The 19,126-nt window shown below is 41.1% G+C and carries 14 protein-coding genes; 6 read left to right on the top strand and 8 right to left on the bottom strand.

Annotation, left to right across the window (positions count from 1 at the left end; all coding sequences use genetic code 11):
* Position 1: 1 nt before the first annotated feature.
* Both NSTC731_RS28450 and NSTC731_RS28445 read right to left on the bottom strand, forming a co-directional pair.
* On the bottom strand, positions 2–688 hold the full coding sequence (locus tag NSTC731_RS28450; protein ID WP_445632188.1) for a hypothetical protein: 687 nt from the start codon (positions 686–688) through the stop codon (positions 2–4).
* Positions 609–779 carry a hypothetical protein gene (locus NSTC731_RS28445; RefSeq protein WP_445632268.1) on the bottom strand — a complete coding sequence of 57 codons (171 nt, stop codon included), beginning with the start codon at positions 777–779 and terminating at the stop codon, positions 609–611. Before NSTC731_RS28445 ends, NSTC731_RS28450 begins: the two co-directional genes overlap by 80 nt.
* 300 nt (positions 780–1,079) lie before the next feature.
* On the opposite strand from NSTC731_RS28445, the gene dnaX reads away from it, so the two are divergent.
* Together dnaX and NSTC731_RS28435 are read left to right on the top strand one after the other, a co-directional pair.
* Positions 1,080–3,800, top strand: a complete 2,721-nt coding sequence (gene dnaX, locus NSTC731_RS28440; protein WP_445627879.1) for a DNA polymerase III subunit gamma/tau — start codon at positions 1,080–1,082, stop codon at positions 3,798–3,800.
* Between the two features lie 219 nt (positions 3,801–4,019).
* Positions 4,020–5,242 (top strand): ISAzo13 family transposase gene (locus NSTC731_RS28435; RefSeq protein ID WP_445632172.1). Its coding sequence is split into 2 segments (ribosomal slippage): positions 4,020–4,500 and positions 4,500–5,242, totalling 1,224 coding nucleotides; the frame shifts between segments, so codons are not numbered across the junction.
* Between the two features lie 316 nt (positions 5,243–5,558).
* Here NSTC731_RS28435 and NSTC731_RS28430 read toward each other — a convergent pair.
* Positions 5,559–6,965, bottom strand: a complete 1,407-nt coding sequence (locus NSTC731_RS28430; RefSeq protein ID WP_445627878.1) for a glycosyltransferase — start codon at positions 6,963–6,965, stop codon at positions 5,559–5,561.
* Positions 6,966–7,614: 649 nt separating this feature from the next.
* Here NSTC731_RS28430 and ebsA point away from each other — a divergent pair.
* Positions 7,615–7,989 carry a type IV pilus biogenesis protein EbsA gene (ebsA, locus tag NSTC731_RS28425; protein WP_322688958.1) on the top strand — a complete coding sequence of 125 codons (375 nt, stop codon included), beginning with the start codon at positions 7,615–7,617 and terminating at the stop codon, positions 7,987–7,989.
* A 167-nt stretch (positions 7,990–8,156) separates the two neighbouring features.
* Here the strand turns inward: ebsA and NSTC731_RS28420 are convergent, their stop codons facing one another.
* Together NSTC731_RS28420 and NSTC731_RS28415 are read right to left on the bottom strand one after the other, a co-directional pair.
* Complete coding sequence (locus tag NSTC731_RS28420) at positions 8,157–8,960, bottom strand: PEP-CTERM sorting domain-containing protein (protein ID WP_445627877.1); 804 nt, start codon at positions 8,958–8,960, stop codon at positions 8,157–8,159.
* Positions 8,961–9,490: 530 nt separating this feature from the next.
* Positions 9,491–10,858, bottom strand: a complete 1,368-nt coding sequence (locus NSTC731_RS28415; RefSeq protein ID WP_445627876.1) for an AAA-like domain-containing protein — start codon at positions 10,856–10,858, stop codon at positions 9,491–9,493.
* 474 nt (positions 10,859–11,332) lie between these two features.
* On the opposite strand from NSTC731_RS28415, the gene NSTC731_RS28410 reads away from it, so the two are divergent.
* On the top strand, positions 11,333–12,862 hold the full coding sequence (locus NSTC731_RS28410) for a PAS domain-containing protein (RefSeq protein WP_445627875.1): 1,530 nt from the start codon (positions 11,333–11,335) through the stop codon (positions 12,860–12,862).
* Positions 12,863–12,972: 110 nt separating this feature from the next.
* Here the strand turns inward: NSTC731_RS28410 and NSTC731_RS28405 are convergent, their stop codons facing one another.
* From NSTC731_RS28405 to NSTC731_RS28395, 3 genes are all read right to left on the bottom strand, one after another.
* A complete protein-coding gene (locus tag NSTC731_RS28405; protein ID WP_445627874.1) occupies positions 12,973–14,724 on the bottom strand; it encodes a DUF4347 domain-containing protein in 1,752 nt (583 codons plus the stop codon).
* A gap of 763 nt (positions 14,725–15,487) precedes the next feature.
* The gene (locus NSTC731_RS28400; protein WP_445627873.1) at positions 15,488–16,243 is read right to left on the bottom strand and encodes an SIMPL domain-containing protein; all 756 of its coding nucleotides are present in this window, start codon (positions 16,241–16,243) and stop codon (positions 15,488–15,490) included.
* Between the two features lie 205 nt (positions 16,244–16,448).
* Positions 16,449–16,595, bottom strand: a complete 147-nt coding sequence (locus NSTC731_RS28395; RefSeq protein ID WP_445627872.1) for a hypothetical protein — start codon at positions 16,593–16,595, stop codon at positions 16,449–16,451.
* 153 nt (positions 16,596–16,748) lie between these two features.
* On the opposite strand from NSTC731_RS28395, the gene NSTC731_RS28390 reads away from it, so the two are divergent.
* A complete protein-coding gene (locus tag NSTC731_RS28390; protein ID WP_445627871.1) occupies positions 16,749–17,348 on the top strand; it encodes a cytochrome b/b6 domain-containing protein in 600 nt (199 codons plus the stop codon).
* A gap of 227 nt (positions 17,349–17,575) precedes the next feature.
* Positions 17,576–19,009: a bifunctional orotidine-5'-phosphate decarboxylase/orotate phosphoribosyltransferase gene (locus NSTC731_RS28385; RefSeq protein WP_445627870.1), complete on the top strand. Its 1,434-nt coding sequence runs from the start codon at positions 17,576–17,578 to the stop codon at positions 19,007–19,009.
* The last annotated feature ends 117 nt before the right edge of the window (positions 19,010–19,126 follow it).

The following is a 19,126-nucleotide window of genomic DNA, read 5'->3' as shown; positions in this document are numbered from 1 at the left end:
GTTAATTTTCAGTTTGCTCTGTAGTCGATTGCCCAGCAGGATATAACTGACTAATTAATGCCTGGACAAGCACTTGTGGATCGTCTGTTTCAACCGCAAGCTGTTGAGCAATCTGCTGACGTAAATTTTCATCCTCCTGTAACATTACAAACAACTGTTCTAGGGTGACAGTTTGGTATTCTCCCTCTGGGGGGTTCTCTGGTGCATCTGCTGACTCCGATACTGAGACAGTTCCCTCAGAGGGCAAAGGAGTGCTAAAAGCATCTGGTCCTTCATATTCCCAAACTGGTTCGCCTTCATTGCGTGTCAACAACTGCATCCCGATATTATAGGCAACATCTCCAATTTCTCCGACTTTTAACTCACCCAATTGCACTAACCGCGCCGCCATTTCATTATTGGGTGTCGGAGATGCGAGCAATCTGTCGCCAAAGCGCCCTAGCCACTCAACCCAGTCTTGAGTTGTGATGCGATGTTCGATATTATGCAGCCACTTCTGTGCCCATGCTTCCCCTCGTGCTTGATGTACTCCTTGCAACAGTTCGTTGAAAAGAAATTCCAGATCCGTATCGCTTAGGGGTGGCGCTGGTTCTTTTTGGACATTTCCCCTAGATTTTGAGGCAGTCTGTTTTCCACCAAACAAGCTCTGAAAAAGCTTTTTGAGCCATTGAAATAGCCGCTTGAGCATCTGCTGCACCATCGAGTTTTACTTTATCTATAAAATTGTAGCGATCGCACTGGACTATGGCGTTAGTTCCGTAAATAAAACGTATAGTCATTTGTCATTAGTCACTTGTCATTTGTCAAGAGTTATTCTCCTCTGCTTCCCTGTGTTTTTTAATAGAACAAATGTACTAAATGATATGCTATAATTCCCATACTATTGATGTTGAAATCATAGTAGAGGATCGGCTCTGGTTGCTTGCTTTCCTGAGTGCCAAAATTTACGGCATTAGTTGAGTGCAAGACCTATGCAACATCGATAAATAAAGCCAGGTACGAGAGTTTAAAATAATTGAATCCTCAACTCGACTCGGTGCTACTAATCAACATTGAAAGGCATTGAAGTCTATTTTTCCATGTCTTACGAACCCCTGCACCACAAATATCGCCCCAAAAGTTTTGCTGAACTGGTGGGTCAAGAGGCGATCGCCACCACCCTCACGAACGCGATCGGCACATCTAAAATCGCCCCCGCCTACTTATTCACTGGGCCAAGAGGTACGGGGAAAACTTCTAGTGCCCGGATTTTGGCTAAGTCCCTCAATTGTCTCAAAAGCGATCGGCCCACGGCTGAACCCTGCGGCGTGTGTGAGGTTTGTCAGGGGATCGCTAAGGGCTACACCCTAGATGTAATTGAAATCGATGCCGCTAGTAATACTGGTGTCGATAATATCCGCGAGTTGATTGAAAAAGCCCAGTTTGCTCCTGTGCAGTGTCGCTACAAGGTTTATGTAATCGACGAATGCTTAACTGGAGATTCTCTGATCTTGACTGATGAGGGACTTCACAGAATTGACGATCCCAAAATTAAAGGGAAGAAAGTACTGAGTTACAACGACTCATCTCTTAAGTGGGAATTCAAGAAAGTTGTCAGATGGTTAGACCAAGGAGAACGGCAAACCCTGGTTATAAAGACCACTAACCGAGAAATTAGATGTACCGATAATCATTTAATTAGGACAAACCAGGGATGGCTACAAGCATTGGACGTAAAAGAAGGAGTGAAGATACTATCCCCTGTGAATGCGGATGCGGCATCCTCATTTACAAATTTGGTATCGATGGACGCACCCTCAGTCCAGAAGGAAGTCCACAAATTCAACTACATACCGAAGGATTCTCTGCCGCAGAAAACCAACTCATTGCTACTTGGCTTACAGCAATGGGATACTCAGCAACAACAAAATTTTACACCAGAAGTAGTACAGGCAAGACATACCACTATATACGGTTGGGGGCAAGCACCAGTAGAAAATGGCTGGCAGACCTTAAACAATATTCCATCCCCTCAATGGATTACAAGTTTGGAGACTGTCGAATCTGTTCACCTCGCTGGGATCGAGCGAGTCTATGACATTGAAGTAGAAGATAATCATAACTTTGTTGCGAATGGGCTTTTGGTGCATAATTGCCACATGCTCAGTACCCAGGCATTCAATGCGCTACTCAAGACACTAGAAGAACCACCGAAACATGTAGTTTTTGTATTGGCGACAACAGACCCGCAACGGGTGTTACCAACAATTATTTCGCGCTGTCAAAGGTTTGATTTTAGACGCATTCAGTTAGAGGCGATGGTGAAGCATTTAAGTGCGATCGCATCTAAAGAAAACATTCATATTTCACTTGATGCTGTCACCCTGGTAGCCCAACTTTCTCAGGGAGGCTTGCGAGATGCCGAAAGTCTACTCGACCAATTAAGCTTGTTAGCAGGTGAAGTCACACCAGAGCGAGTTTGGGATTTGGTGGGGACGGTAAGCGAACAGGACTTGCTAGGGCTTTTAAATGCGATCGCTCAAGATAAACCGGAAGCGGTTCTAGACTGTACCCACTACATCCTAGATCGCGGTCGAGAACCCCTAACTATTCTGCAAAATCTCGCTGCTTTTTACCGCGATTTACTGATTGCCAAAACAGCGCCCAACCGCCACGATTTAGTTGCTTGTACTCAGCAAACTTGGACAGCGCTGGTTGAGTTTGCTCAATACTTCGATATGAGCGTGATTTTGGCGGGACAGAAACACTTGCGAGAAGCTGAAGTACAAATTAAAAATACCACCCAGCCACGTTTGTGGTTGGAGGTAACATTACTAGGATTGTTACCCAGTGCGACGACGAATATTCAGCCACAAACCTCAAGTGTCGCGCCACGAGTTAATACACCTGCTGTATCTCCAAACTATCCTCCAGTCGTTGCCCAAAATCACCCCGTCTCTTCTGTACCTTTAGCTGAACCGCAAACAAATCATAATTCTGCATCTGCCAATCATCAAGCGGCTGCCCAAAATCAGCCCGTTACTTCATCTCCCCCAGTTGAACGGCAAACAAATCACAATTCTGCTGCTAAATCAGTTTCACCACCAACCCCAGAACCTGTATCCGTGCCCGTGCCACCTGCGAACCTTGAACCAGTAACTTCAGAAGTTGTTGGCGAAACAGAATATGACTTAACTCAGGTTTGGCAACAGGTGCGTACTAATTTTCCGATGCCTTCCAGGCAAGCTTTACTTGGACAAATGTGCCAGCTAATAGAGTTTAACGGTACTGTAGCGCGTATTGCTGTTAAAGGGGCTAAATGGTATGAAACACTTAAATCTGATCTCCCGATGATGAAAGCAGCTTTCCAGCAGACTTTTCAACGTGAAGTTCAGGTAAATCTGGAACAAGTCAGTTCTGCAACTCCTACCTCAGCCAAAAAAAATCCTCCACCAAAAGATTCTACTCGCTCTCAGCAACCACCAACTCCCAGTTACAACCAGCAAATTTCGCCTCCAGCGTCGGCACCACGGCCAACTAATCCACCACCAGCACCGACAGCAGCAAGAAATGGCAATGGTGTAAATGGAAATAGGGCAAATGGAAACGGGGTAAATGCAAACGGGATGCAAACTTTGCCTCCACCCCCAAAACAAACACCCGCACCTGATTGGGAACCTGACGAAGTAGCGATCGCAGCTCAACGTCTAGCAGAATTTTTCAACGGACAAATCATCCGTTTTGCAGATGATTTCCCAGAATTCTCCGATTCCACAACTACACCAGAATGGGTAGAAGAAGCAGACGTGGATGATGAATAAAGAACTTTCAATAAAAAAAATATCCCATTGTAGGGGCACAAGGTCTTGCGCCCCTATAAATATACAAATAAGGGACTTCCAAAAAATAAAACATCCCATTTAAGATAATGATAATCATTTTAGGGGGGGAGAAAGCGGCAGCCGATGGCTGCCGCTTTCTCCCCTCCTTTTTGTAGTAAATTCAGTAATGATGAATTTTTGGGTGCAGCAGAGGTGTCTATAGTATTAACTTCTTCACTGAAACAACTATTAAAACAAACAGCATCTCAATTAAAAGGTGCTGCAAAACGTAAGTTTATAGCGTCAACAGTCCAAGGTTTGGGTGTAGGTGGACAGAGACTTGCAGAATCGGAATTAGGATGGAATCGAGGTACTATCCGTAAAGGGATGAAAGAATTAACTAGTGGTGTTACCTGTATTGACAATATGAGCGCAAAAGGTCGCTATAAAGCAGAATTACATTTACCAAATCTCCTAGAAGATATCAAAAATTTAGTAGATTCCCAAAGCCAGACAGACCCAACTTTTAAAAGTCAAAGACTATATACTCGTCTCTGTGCTACCGAAGTGAGAAAGCAATTAATAGAAAAGTATGATTATAGGAATGAAGATTTACCTACGTCAGAAACGATTCGTCTGAAACTGAACCTCTTAGGCTATAACTTGAGACGAGTAGCTAAAGTTCAACCTCAAAAAAAATTCCCCAAACCGACGCAATCTTTGAGCAACTAGATATAGTAAATCAAAATGCATCTTCTGACGGAAGTGTCTTGCGTCTGTCGCTGGATGGAAAAGCTCGCGTCAAAATTAGCTCATTTGACCGAGGAGGTAAAAGCCGGGCTAAGGTCGAAGCTGATGACCATGATTATCATCCTAAAACAACCGTAACTCCTTATGGGATATTCCTTCCAGAGCTTGATGAACTTTTTTTATATTTTACGGAATCGAAAGTTACAAGCGATTTTATAGTTGATATTTTAGAGGATTTTTGGATGAGTGAGAAACATCGTTTTTCTCACGTTGAAACATTACTGCTCAATCAAGATAATGGGCCAGAGAATAGTTCTCGACGCACCCAGTTTATGAAACGTATAGTAGAGTTTGCCCAGAAATACTCATTGAATATACGTTTAGCTTACTATCCGCCTTACCATAGCAAATATAATCCCATAGAAAGAACATGGGCAGTATTAGAAAATCATTGGAACGGCAGCATCTTAGATGAAATAGAAACGGCTTTAAACTTGGCTGCTAGTATGACATGGAAGGGTAAACATCCAATTGTTAAGTTAGTTACTCAAACTTACGCCACCGGAGTGAAACTCACAAAAAAAGCTATGTCGGAAATTGAGAAACAAATTGAGCGTTTGACTCATTCTCAAAACGAATTTTTTCCCAATCTGGGTAATTGGTTTATTGATATTAATTTTGCCAAAACGTAAGTTATAAATAGTAATTTACAGCTTTATAGTCTTAAATAAACATAACTTCACTTTGCGGCTTGCTCGTGCGAGTGTAGATTTTTTCATGCTTACAAAGGGGGGAAGAGAGCGGCAGCCGACGGCTGCCGCTCTCTTCCCCTTAATAATGATTATCATTATTGAGTAACTGCCAAAAGATTAATTTTTGGGACAATTTATTCTTTGGAAGTCCCAAATTAATTTTGGATAATTATTTTTGTCAGTTCCTAAAAAAAATACAAAATTATTTTTGGTAATTTTGCATTTTTAATTTTTAATTTTTAATTCCCCAAAGGGGCTATTCCTCATTCCCCGTATGCAAGGTTTTCACCCATTTCAGGCGCTTTGGTCTTACCGACATCCGAGCAGTAGTGCTGCTCATGACGACTAACCAGTGCAACATATATAAACTGCCACGCAGGGTTTGCACCAGCATCGTAAGATATGTAGAAAGTGGGAATTTTTGATCTTGACGTACCCGCTTCAGACCTGTAAACATCCCTACCATCGACATAGAAATGGACAAGCCTGTGATCGGACTTAACATTGGTGGACGATGACGAGCGATCGCCATTAATAAATCTGGGACTGCTGCTGTCGGCAAGATATACATAATCAGCATAAAAATCAGCAAATCCCAGCTTTTACGCCATCCCATCCGGTTTTTGAGAATTAAATCCCAATAATCTAAATAGCGCTGATAACCGCCTTCTGCCCAACGGTTGCGCTGATGCCAAAGTGAAACTGCATTTGTCACTCCTTCTTCTTGCACCGCTGGATGGAAAACACACTCAATATCCCATTTATCCAAATGTAAACGGATTGTCAAATCCAAATCATCGGTAATGGTTTCTTCATTCCAGCCACCGCAGCTTTCCAAGGCGGAACGCCGGACAAATTGACCATTGCCCCGCAGCTCGCCAATGCCACCAAGGGCAGTCCGCTGTTGCTGAAACCAAGTATCAAGGGCCATTTCGGCCATTTGACCCTTAGTCCAAAAGTTTGCTTTAGCGTTGGCGATCGCTTTTCGCACCTGCACCGCCCCCACGTTTTCTCTTTGAAATAAAGGTATTACCTGTTGCAGTAAGTCTGGTGTTACTTGGGCATCAGCATCAAATACTGCTATAATGTCGCCCTTTGTCAGCGGCAATACCTGATTCAACGCTCCCGATTTGCCACCAGTAGCTTCTGCTGAACGCCTTAGTACTTTTAGCTGGTCGTGTTTCTGTGCGAGTTCCGCTAATAAATGTGGCGTGCTATCACTGCTGCGATCGTCAATTATCCAAATTTCGTACTCCCCACCTGGATATTCCAGATTACAAAGATTTTTGACTAATTTAGCAATTACCGCTTCCTCATTTTTCGCAGCCACTAGCACCGAAACAGAAGGTAAATCTCCCTGCATTTCTTTTGGATAGCGACGGGATTTGGTAAACACCACCACCAAAGCATGAAATCCTAGAATGGTGGTCAGTCCTAGAATAAAAATGGAAGCCCAAGAAACTAAATGTAGAGCGATCGTGCCACTCCAGACGATAGTCAAGACTAGAGCTGCTTTGCCTCTACGACCTTGAAACCGGGATGGTAGAGACATAGAATCTGTCTCTAACACTGACTCCTCATCTACTGATAGGTCAGATAACAAGGAGTTGAGCGGATCGAGCTCTTGATAAGAATCTTCTTCGGGCCAGGAATTCGCTGGCATAGGTTAGGTTGCTTGATTCAAAAACCACTATTTGTCTACAGTTAGTAATTTTACGGACAAATATCCCTAAGCTACTTTTCCCGATATTAATCGGAATGGGCAAACTGCAATACCCGCTATCCCTAAGCCAAAAGCCGCTGGGACTACATTTGTTGTCACCGCCACTGTGCGTAATTACCTCATATTAACCGCGTTTGCTACTCTTAGACAGAAGCTTGATTCCTTTAATAGCCACTTCGGCAGGAAGCTTGTAGAGTCGGACTTTCTCTAATGAGAACTCCGGTTTGGGTAAAGTAATAGCAAGGTAGCAGCAGCTTTTTGTTGGGAAAAACTGCAATAACGGCATCCACCACTGTACAGTAGGGATTTTTAGTGTTACCGTTCCCAGATTCGATAACAGTTAATGCAGCATCATTGTAACCGAAATTTTAATATTTCTTAGTAGTAACTTCATTTATTAGGCATGGGGCATTGGTATTGGGATTAGAGAGCTGACAGGTGACAGGTGATAGGGAATAATCTGTACCCTGTAACCTGTACCCTATTCCCTTCTTCACTGACCACTATGTGCTTTAGACACATCTTTGGGGAATACTACTAACATCCACTAATATCCCCAGTTGCTAACTAACTTGAGGAATATTTAACTATGTCTATTGAGCAACTCCAGCCTGCAACTCAACAACAAGCGAGTGTTTACTTACCTTATGTTCAGGGTGCTAGGCGCAATTTCTTACCCTATGCCATCAGTCTTTATCAAAAAGGGGTCTTGGAGGGACATCGGAAAATTGAAGCCAGCGAACATGTCCCCTTTGTCGCCTCTTGGAATGTTGCTACTTTACCCTCAGACTTAACCCGTTGCCGAATTCAGTTTGATGGCAATGCTGACCTGAGTTATGAACTGATGATGGCTAGTTTCGAGTTTATTAATTTTTTAATTGAACTTATGGATAACTATAAACGTTATCGTATAACCGATTTTTCGCAACCGTTTTATCGCAAGCTACTGCGTATAGATGAATGATTAAACTCAGCCGGATTTGCAAAAGTCCGGCTTATTTTAAATTGATAGATAAATAAGTTAGTAATAAGGATTAAAGTCCTTATTGTCTGAGATTATTTGCTCACAAGGCACTGATTTTTACAATTCAGCTTCAGCCTTGTGAGCTTTTTTACAACAGGCTTTTAGTTTTAAAACGTCTTCCTAAGTCCGCTGTCTTTTCTTCTTTTCAGAACGATACCAAAACTAGCTACCATCAGAGTTCCGAGAAGGCTAGCGGGTTCTGGAATAGAAGTTTCATTTATAGGTACTATGATTCTTAAATTTGCCAAACTAGCGTTAGTTATGGTCAAAGATGTTACACCTGGTAAACCTGGGATATCAGACTTGAAATCAAAGACCGTGGGAGTTAAATTACCATTGGGATTACTATATCGCTCCCCATATCCACTCACTTCAAAAGTACCTTGATACTTCTTTCCGGTGTTTGGGTCGGTGACAGTACCAGTGTAGAAAGCTTTTGTAAGATTAAATTCATCTTGAACTACTCCTTGAAATGTGGTTCCTGGCAATTGTCCCTGGTAAAGAAAGGTAGTCAATTGACCACCAGAAAGAACAGGTGATGTCAGAACACCATCAAACGAGACAATTGGAATACCTTTAAAGTCAACAAAATGATGCAGACTTCCATCGGAGCGTGTTTCTACCTGTAAATAGTCTGATTGATATACAGGAACATAATTAGGATTATTATTAGTACCTAAGTTCCGGTAATAAGTTCCAGTATCATCCGTATCAATACGAGTAATACTGTTATTGAAATTAGGATTATTTCTGGGCAGTTCGATAGTTCCTGATAAGGTACCAGTGCTTTCAATTGTGATGAATTGAGCAGCAATTGCGCTTGCCCCACTCATAGCGATCGCTACTGCTGCAAGACAACTACTGCTAACAGCTGCAAGACCTAACTTAATTCCTAATGAACTCACTTTCATTAACAAGTTGTTCCTTTATTTGTCGATAGTAAACACACCTAATATGCTGAGATTAATTGCAAGTTTATCTCATGCATGATTTATTATTCCCAAGCTAGTAATGGAAATTTCATCGACAAAAAAAGTCTTATCAGTTACTATTTTTAGTAAAACAGAATAAAGGGGTCAGAAGTCAGAATTCAGAATGAATTTTGTGCGATTACTGGATGAATTCAGGGGTTTAACACCTCTACTCAATCTGCATATTTAGTGTTAAACAAAACAGCGGCGGGTCTGAATCCCCCACTGATAGCGAAGCGTTAGCGAGTCATCGAGCGTCTTCATTCTGACCGGAGGCAGAGCGTCTCCGGCTCCGCTCCTGAATTCCGAATAGCTGAATTCTTTTTTATATCGCAAAAAATCAGTGATATTGGAGTGTTTTGACGAGCAAAATTTTGCCCCTCAATTTGCAGGTAGCTTTCAAAGTAGCAGTAATTAACTAATTAAGTTAGTTCATCTAAACTATAAAGGACTGATAACTGTTGATTTTCTTATTTCAATTGTTCAACATGAGTATTATTGAAATGCTCACTTTTTTTGAGATATTGTTGGAAATATAACCGATATAATTCACACGCAGGAGTACTGCGATCGCCTTCTAAATTAATTAGCCCTATACTTTGTAATTTATATGCCAAGCTTGGCTCTAATTTCACATAATTTGTAGTATTAATCACTTCATAAAAAGCATCTCCTAATTCTGGTTCATCTTGAAGTGCTAATACATATTGCCTTAGACACTGGTTATAGATTCCGGCTTCTGTAGGTGCTTGTTGCAATAACTGCCCTAAATCTCCTTTTAATCCACCTTTACCTACAAGATGATACAATGCCAATCGCACCAAATAAGGATTTCCTCCCACCATTGCCATTAAACTATCGGCATCTTTACCATCTGTCCAATCCAAGCCGTGACGTTGTGCTAAATCCTGCACTTGCTCTTTCGTAAAGGGAGGTAAATTAATTGTCAAACCAATATTAAATGGTGGTTGAGTGAGTTTTATGGGAACAAGAATTTCTGTTGAATAAACCAGAACCAGACGCAGTTTTTGCCAAATTTCTACCCTTTTGGCTTGTTCATGCCACGATCGCACTAATGGTAGCAACTCTCCAGCAATTTCCTGATACTCAAATAGCCAATCCACCTCATTTAATACTAAAACCAAGGGACTTGAGAGCGCAGGCAGTAAATATTTTTGGAAATAGATAGAGCAGCTGACTTTGCTACCCATATCTTCATCCCAATAATCATTGAGTTTTGGTTCTAGCTGTAACTCCCGACTAACATTGGCACAGAACCAGCGTAAAAATTTATCCAAACTGGCAAATACTGCTTTGTCTGCTTGCTGAAAGTCCAAAGTTACGGTGCGAAAGCCTTGCTTGTTAGCGCGTGCAAGCAACCGGAGAATCAGAGAGCTTTTCCCCATCTTTTTGGGTGCTTTGATGCAAATTACACTCCCAGGTTCAGCCATTTCTGCGTAAGCGAGTTCTTCAATTGGCAAACGAGGAATGTAAAATCTGGAATTAAGAGATACTGGATCACTAGGAAATTCTAAGGATATCGCTGTGGCGGCTCGGTTGAATTCCTTAATTAACTGCTGATGTGCTTCGCTAAAAGGGTGATTTTCTAGAGTCTGGCGAAAGTTGGATTTATCTATTGGTTCTTTGTAAAAATTACTCAGTACTTGCCATAAATGAGCGGCAATTTTCTTAACACGTTCCTCGCCGTAGTGCGCTTCAATAGCTATATTGGCGTAGGTTTCTCCTTCCCACGAAGAACGTAATATCAATTCTTGGAGCGTCGTTAAACCGGTTGCTTGACTGGCTTTTAGTAGCAATACTAGTTCATCTATAGTCATTACTCATTGAGTCTAATTCAGCACGATCTTTTCTCACACCATTAAGCTTTAGAAGTCAATGTCGCCTGCCTTGTATGCATAGCAGCCAGACCTGACTCAAAAAGCTACAAAAAAGCCTTGACAATTTTTTGCATCTTGAAATTATTTAGCGTGATTCAATCATAGAATTTTTTTTACAACTTTTTCGGGATTTTTAGGTAATTATATGTGACTTGAACTACTTTTTTTAGACATATCTTAGAATGTAGATGCACAACAATGTAGCGATTTTTTCTAAAATATTGCTATTGCGATCGCAACAGAGGTTACATTCTTCTAAATTCCATTTCAATTGATGATATCGGCTGATATATCCCTGACCTAAGTTACAGCCTAATAAACCAACTAGGCGATTTGTCCATAACTGAATCGTCAGGGTGCTAAAACAGCGTAGAGAGAAAGCTACAGAATATCTTCCTCATCGTACCAGCAGCTATGCATATCCAAGAACCCGCTACTCATGAATCAGAAGCTCTACTTTCAGTACAAGATTCTCAGAGTTTCCCAGAAACCAAAGACTTATCTCTAGAAAATTTAGATCCTTGCCAATGCTCACAAGCCGCCTTACAAATGGCATTAATCGCTAATGGCTTGGGGTTGTGGGATTGGAATCTGGTAACTGACAAAACCTATTACGATTCCCAATGGAAAAGCATCCTGGGATATAAAGTAGACGAAATCGACAACGATTATAAATCCTTTGAACAACTGGTACATCCACAAGATTTACCAAGAATTCGCCAGGTATTGCACGATTATCTGCAAGGATGCATACCTGTGTTTGAAGTCGAATTGCGAATGTTGACTAAATCCGGGGAGTGGAAGTGGATTTTGACTTGTGGCAAAGTATTTCAGTGGGATAAATTCGGTAAACCAGTGCGGATGGTGGGAACGCACAAGGATATTAATCAAGATAAAGCTATCGCTACTCAACAATACCAACTATTTGAACAACTCCAAAGAGAAATTGCTCAACACCAGTCTACCGAAGACCAAGTTAAGGAAAAATCACAGCAGCTAGAAACTACTCTTGATGAACTCAAATATACCCAAAAGCAGTTATTGCAGAACCAGAAAATGGCTAATCTCGGTCAACTGGTGGCGGATATGGCTAACGAAATTAACAACCCCGTTAGCTTTATCTCCGGCAATCTCCATCCTGCTAGTAAATACGCTGAAGATTTAATCAGAATTATTGAACTTTACCAATATTACTATCCCACGCCTACTCCAGTTATTGCCTTACATTTGCAACACCTTGACCTTGGTTTCGTGAAGACAGAATTTTTCAAATTACTGTGGTCAATGCGAGCCTGTTCTGAGCGCGTGAAAGATATTGTTTTCGCCTTGCAAAATTTTTCTACCTCTGACGAAGGTCAAATGCAAAAGGTTGACATACATCAAGGATTTGATAGTGTTCTCAGGATTTTACAACATCGTCTCAAAGAAAAACCTGATAGAGCAGAAATTAAAGTAATTAAAACCTTTGGGAAATTACCCTTAATTGAGTGTTACCCTGGTGAACTAAATCAGGTATTCATGAACATCTTGACTAATGCAATTGATGCTTTAGAAGAGAAGATGAAGCACCATTATTCTTTTACTCCAAAAATTTTGATTCATACAGAAGTTGTTAGCAGCCATTTATCATTGGTCAACAATAATGAACCTTGGGTAAAGGACAAACTACTAGGTAAAAAACACAAAGTTATAATTCGCATTTTTGACAATGGCAAAGGTATGCTTCCCCATATCCAAAGACATATATTTGAACCGTTTTTTACAACCAAGCCAGTAGACAAAAGTCAAGGACTAGGGTTATCAATTAGTCGCCAAATTATCGTTGAAAAACATCAAGGTAAACTTAAGTGTAATTCTCAATTAGATCGAGGGACAGAGTTGGTGATTGAGATGAATACAACAGCAAGACACTATGCCGCGATTAGAAAACACGCCAACTTTTAGGTAATGAACGAATGGCACTAAGTTAAGATACAGCCCTTGCCCCAACCCAACTGGTTCCCAGCCTGGAGGCTGGAAAACCATTCTTGGAGGCTGAAGTATTTTCTGGGAAGTTAAATACCCAAAGTGTTCGGAGTACCAGTATTAGGATCAATTCTCCACATTTGTGTACCATTTATACCGTCATCAGCAATAAAGTTAAGAGTGTTATCTATCACTGTCAGATTATGAGGATTGGAAGAGCCAATCCCAGGATTAATGTCTTTTACCTGTTGCGGATAGCTATTAGCAACAATTCTCCACAACTCTGTCCCACTGTAACCATCATTGGCAGTAAAGTAGAGGCTATTACCCACAACTGTGAAATTATTGGGATTAGAAGCACCATTCTGGTAATTAATGTTGAGGTTGATGGGGTTGCCAGTCGTGGAGTTCATCATCCACAGTTCAGTGCCATTCATCTCTTCCGATGCAGTGAAGTAAAGGCTATCTCCTAGAGTTGTGAAGTTGCTGGTATTGGACAGACCACCAGGAACACTTAAGGGCTGTGGATAGCCATTTTGGTTTATTTTCCACAACTGGCTGACATTGTAATTATCTGTGGCGACAAAGTAGAGAATGTTATTTACGACTGTGAAGTTGCGGGGATTGGAGGAGGCACTACCGGGATTAATGTCTTGTACCTGTTGTGGATAGCCATTGGCATCAATTTTCCACAGTTCTGTGCCATTGTAACCATTGTTGGCGGTAAAGTAGAGGCTATTACCTAGAACAGTGAAATTGCTGGGATTTGAGGAGGCACTACCGGGATTAATGTTGAGGTTGATCGGATTGCCATTGTTAGGGTCAATCGTCCACAGTTCAGTGCCATTCATCCCCTCCGATGCAGTGAAGTAGAGCCGATTGTTTAGTACTGTGATGTTGCTGTTATTGGGCAGACCACCAGGAACACTTAAGGGCTGTGGATAGCCATTTTGGTCTATTTTCCACAACTGGCTGACATTGTAATTATCTGTGGCGACAAAGTAGAGAATGTTATTTACGACTGTGAAGTTGCGGGGATTGGAGGAGGCACTACCGGGATTAATGTCTTGTACCTGTTGTGGATAGCCATTGGCATCAATTTTCCACAGTTCTGTGCCATTGTAACCATTGTTGGCGGTAAAGTAGAGGCTATTACCTAGAACAGTGAAATTGCTGGGATTTGAGGAGGCACTACCGGGATTAATGTCTGCGACTAGTACCGGATTGCCAGTGTTGGCATCAATTCTCCACAGTTCTGTGCCATTGATATTGTCGTAGGTGGTAAAATAACTGGTATTGCCCACCACTATAGGGTTAGACTGTTCAAACACTGTAGGATAACTTTCCATTACAGATGGAAGAAATGCTGGACAAAATTCTACTGCTCCTAAATTTTTGTCTAGTTCCCAGTTTCCATTAAGTGCTGCATTTCCAATTGGTGTTGTAGATGCAGCGATCGCTGCACCTGTAAAGTAGTGAAGTTTTGTAAGGAATTCCTCTCCTGCATCACCCATGGCCACATTACAGCCGTAAAGAAACAGGGATGGGGTGAACCAAGCCTTCAGGTGTTCGGAGTAGCGATCCAGAGTGCTAAGACTCAGCTTTGTGTTTCCCAGATAAAGAGTTCCTGGGGCACCGTGAGAAACAATGTGAACGCTAGTGAAGCGAACTTGTCCTTGTAAAGCTGCGGTGATTTGCTCAACACCATCCTGCTGGGAAGTGAGGACAATTACTTCTGCTTGTGGTATTACACCTTTAATTAGGTGTTGGGAATTTTCTATAGCAGAATCAATGAAGACAATAATTTGGTTAGAATCGACACGCAATTGTTGATTATCCATTTCAGTTTTTATGCTCGATATTGGTGTACTAAAGACAGTTCATAAAATGAATTTTTCGACTGTGAGGCGGCAGCATAATGCGATTCAGAATAGACTACATAGCAGCTTTATTCATTTTTCAAAGATGCTTGTAATCCTTACTCAAATTATGATAATAGTCATATTTTGTAAGTAAGATGATCATAAGAAGACTAAAACAGGAACTCTAACAAGGCATATTTCAAGAAGATTTTGGCGATAAGAGTTTTATATAGCCTGACTTGTTATACTTTGATCCCATTTTTGTTAGTTTAGTAGTCTTAAGTCATCTGGATGATTACTGAAATATTGTTTAAAGGAATTATAAAAAGTCTGAAGGCAGTTAGTAGGAGAAATTCTGATGAGGCACAACCGAGCAATGTCACACTTACTTCAAAAGCTTATAAATCAACCTAATTTTTTTATCTACTCAGCTTTGTATGTTTTTATACTATTAACTTTAATTGCTCTGTGCTTTTTACTTATAAAACGGACAGAATTGAGAACTATAACTTTAACGTGAGTTCGACGGCTCTAAAAACCCCTCACCAAACCTCTCCCAGACAGCCTCTCTTTCCTAAAAGGCGAAGGAGAGTAACGAGTAAGGAGGGTTTTTGCTCCCCTCTCCTTGTAGGAGAGGGGCTGGGGGAGAAGTCAAAATAGCACTCGTCGAACTCACGTTAACCGAACGGTATTGGGCGCGGTGTAGTCCGCCACGTGCTTGTGAAACTTGCATAAGTCCTGATTAAGCAAATTGCTGCAACCCATTAAGAGGTAGATCGAGAATCACTGCTGAATTTGGAGAATAACCAATATCGAGAGAAACACTAGCTTTTACCGTCTGAGAACCACCAATTATAGGAGTTGTAGAAACCCTATCTGCTGTTAGATTAGACACGAAGGGAGATGGTCTAGGATTGTCATTTGAGTTGATATCAATGTCAATAATCTGTCCGGGGGTTAACTGCAAGGTACTAAAAACAGCCTGAGCCTGAGCTTTAGCATCTTTAACAGCTTCGCTGAGAACTTGCAGGCGTGCCTGCTGCAATACTTCATCTGAGGCAGTGAAGCTGATATTCTGTATGACATTTGCGCCTGCTTGAATAGCTTTGTCAATTGCTGCCCCAGATTGATTTGTTGGTAACTCAAACTCAAGTGTGTTCAGGCCTTCAAAACCTGTTAGAGTTTGAGTACTATTTTCATAACTATAGACAGGATTTAGTTGAATAGATGTAGTTTGAAGTTCTTGCGCCCCAAGCTTTTGCAGTACATCAACTACCGCTGTTGAACGTTGAGCAACAAGTTGTTGAACTTCGGTTGCAGTTTTTCCTTGTACTTTAATCCCCAATTCTACATCAGTTAAAGTGGTAGCAACATTGACCTCTCCTTGACCAGTAACTTCCAATATCTGAGGAGTTTTTGGAGTAGTGCTACCAATTAAGGGATCGGCGATCGCAACACCCAAATTTCTCACATCGATGAGATTATCTGTGTTAGCCATCTTATTCTCCTTGCTTAAATGATGTTTGATACCTGTTGATGTTTTAATCTTAAATGATGTCTAAAAAGTAAACCGCGTTTATCACCAATAGACCTCTTGCAAAAGTGCTTTTTGCACTCTTGGGGGAAAAGGTTAAAGGGGAAGGGGACTTTTGCAGAACCTTTTCCCCTTTCCCCTGCCCCTTTTCCCGACTTATGCAAGAAGTCTAATACATACTGGATAAAAAACGCTCTCGCATTCGCCAGCCAAAATGCGATCGTTTGACAACTCTAGGGTCGTCAGAAAACCCCATTCCACCAAAAAAGAGCAATCCTGTACTGCTGCGCTGCTGATTTAGGTATTGGATTGACATCGGTCTACTGGTAATCAAACAGCAGATGGTAGACCATTAATCCCAAAATACTGAATCTAAATGATGGGAAAATAAAAGTGAGTAATACTCACCCAAACTTGCTGGGCTATTTACCTAAGACAGATAAACAACAAATTTTATCAGTCAAAATTTATGACTTCCAACGTTCCCTCTCCAACTCGAAAGCGACCCACTCAAGCAATAGGAGCCAAAATTTTCCACTGGTGTAACATCATTAGTCTATTTATCATGCTCACCAGTGGACTACAAATTTACAACGCTAACCCTGTTTTTGGTGGACGCGCAGGTTTGCACATTCCTTTGATATTTACTTTAGGAGGTTGGCTTGCAGGAGGTAGACACTGGCATTTTGCAGCAATGTGGCTATTCTCGCTGAACCTGTTGTGGTATGGAATTTACATTTTAATTACCCGACGCTGGCGACATCGCTTTGTCAGTGCTAATGACTTGAAAGCATTACAAAAAACTCAAAATTCCCAACGTCTAATTTATGCTTGGCATCGAATTGCTTATACAGCAATTATTCCTATTTTGCTGCTGGCATTATTTACAGGGATAGGAATGTATAAACCTGCTCAATTTTCCTGGATTGTGGATTGTTTTGGCGATTGGCAAGCATTGCGAATTGTTCACTTTGCCTCAGTGCCGATGGTTATCTTATTTGCAATAATTCACTATCAATTAGGACGTAAGGCGGGTGGAACCGAATTAACAGAATCAATGTTTTACTAACTAAACTATGACCAATGACTAATGACCAATACTTCTCTACGAGAGGCTGCGCCAACGGCTTCGCTCAGTACAAGTGACAAATGACCAATGACCAATGACAAATAACAAATGACCAATGACCAATACTTCTCTACGAGAGGCTGCGCCAATGACTACGCGGTAGTTGAGCGCAGTCGAAACTCAGTACAAGTGACCAATGACAAATAACAAATGACTCTTTAAAAAAAATGAACTTTTTTGATAAATTGAATAGAAATATCTTACAAAATCAAAGCTTGTTATTTGTAGGACTCGATCCAAATCCAGAGATGATGCCTGGGCGTTATGAATCTGAAGAACTGATTGCTGGTTTGGAAAAGTGGTTACAATTCATTATTGCGGAAACTTCTGATTTCGTTTGTGCTTATAAACCGACACTTGGCTTTTACGAAGCATTAGGTATTCCTGGTTTAGAACTACTGTACAAAACTTTAGCAGCTATTCCAGCCCATATCCCAGTGATTTTAGATGCCAAACACAGTGACTTAAATACTAGTAGCATCTTTGCCCAGACTGTGTTTACCAAATGGCAAGTGGACGCAATCACTCTCAGCCCTTATACAGGACAAGATCACGTAGCACCTTTTTTAGTCTATCCTGATAAAGCGGTGTTTATTTTATGCTGTACTTCTAATCCAGGTGCAGAAGCTCTACAGCAATATCCGACAAACGAATCACCCCTTTATTTACAGGTAGTAAAAGAATCAAAAACCTGGGGAACTCCAGAACAATTGGGTTTGGAAGTGGGAACTACAAATCCTGAAGTTTTAGCACTTATTCGAGCAGTTGCACCCGAACGAATTATTATGGCGCGTAGCATCTGGGCGGAGGCTCAAAACCTGAAACAAATTTTAGAAGCTGGCTTGAATAGTAATGGTGATGGTTTACTGATTCCTGTTCCTCAAGATATGTTGGTAAATATCGAATTATCAAAAGAAGTCCAGTCACTACGTGCAGAAATCAATCAAATCAAAACTGAAATTATTTACGAAAATTCTACTTGTTCTGTGTGGTTTCCTGATGTTTGTTTTCTAAATCAGCACCCACACCAAGATTTGATTTTACAACTTTATGATATTGACTGCATTATGTTTGGCAGCTTTGTCCAAGCATCAGGAGCGATATTTCCTTATTACATCGACTTACGCAAAATTATTTCCAATCCCCAAGTTTTTAATCAAGTTCTCACAGCTTATGAGAATATTTTGAAGAATCTGGATTTTGATAGATTAGCAGGTATTCCCTATGGTTCATTACCTACTGCGACTGGTTTAGCTTTGCGCCTTCATTGTCCGATGATTTTCCCGCGTAAAGAGGTGAAAGCACACGGAACTCGGAGAGTAATTGAGGGTAACTTTCATGCTGGTGAAACAGTTGTAGTGGTTGACGATATTCTCATTAGCGGCAAAAGTGTCATGGAAGGGGCAGGAAAGTTGGAATCAGCTGGATTAAATGTTAATGATATTGTGGTATTTATCGATCACGAACAAGGAGTGAAAGATAGGTTACAGCAAAATGGTTATCGTAGCCATGCGGTTTTAACTATTTCGGAAATTACTAATACTCTCTATCAAGCAGGGCGAATAAATGAGGAACAATTTTTAGCTTTCGCTGAAAGTTAATCATTTCAATCATGGGAAGTGGAGAATCTGGAAATATTTTTCTTGTCTACTTCCTGTTGAGCAGATTTAATTACTCGGTTCAATCTAGTAACTAAAATAATTTTTGCTTTGAAATTA

The sequence above is a fragment of the Nostoc sp. DSM 114167 genome (genome assembly GCF_052692655.1).
Note: the sequence above shows the minus strand (reverse complement) of the source record. Positions and strands in the feature narration are given on the sequence as shown.